Annotated in this window: 1 pseudogene; it reads right to left on the reverse strand. The window is 77.3% G+C overall.

Annotated elements, in window-relative coordinates:
• A pseudogene (locus ROTAS13_RS25480) lies at nucleotides 1-688 on the reverse strand (ABC transporter permease); the annotation flags it as partial.

Here is a 688-nt window from a genome sequence, read left to right on the forward strand (position 1 = left end):
CCACAGGATCTGCGACGGGCCGAGCCCCTGGCCGGTGGCGGCGTCCAGCACCGGGGCGGGCACGGCGCGCAGCCCGGACAGCACCCCCGCCGCCAGCGGCAGCAACAGGTAGCCGCCGATCGCCAGCACCGCCGGGGCCGGGCCGATCCCGCCAATGCCGAGGGCGCGCAGGACAGGAAAGGCGGTGGCGAGCGCCGCCAGCGGCGCCATCAGCAGTCCGAACAGGGCGATGGAGGGCACCACCTGCAAGCCGTTGGCGAAGCCCAGCAGCATGGCTTCGAGCCTGGGGCGGCGCAGCGCCAGGACCGAGAGCGGGACCGCCACCAGCGAAGCCAGCAGCAGCGAGGCGGCGGCGATGAAGACATGTTCCAGCAGGGCGCCCCGCAACTCGGCGCCGCGCGAGGCGGCCTCCCGCAGCAGGGAAAGGGAATCGAGCAGGCCGCTGCCCACCAGCAGCGCGAGGCCCAGGCCCAGGGCCAGCAGGAAGCGCCCCGGCGTGCCGCCCCGCCCGGCGGCGCAGCACCCCGCCGCCAGGGCGGACAGCAGCAGGCCCAGCCAGACCCCGGCCGCCGGAGCGGCACGGGCGACGGGCGAGGCCTCCGACAGGGCCGCCGCAGCCCCGAGGCCCGTGGCCGCCAGCATGGCGAGCACGGCGAGTGCCACCAGCGCCTCGGCCCAGGGCAGCAGC

This window comes from Roseomonas sp. TAS13 (assembly GCF_001950415.1).
Lineage (GTDB): Bacteria > Pseudomonadota > Alphaproteobacteria > Acetobacterales > Acetobacteraceae > Roseomonas > Roseomonas mucosa.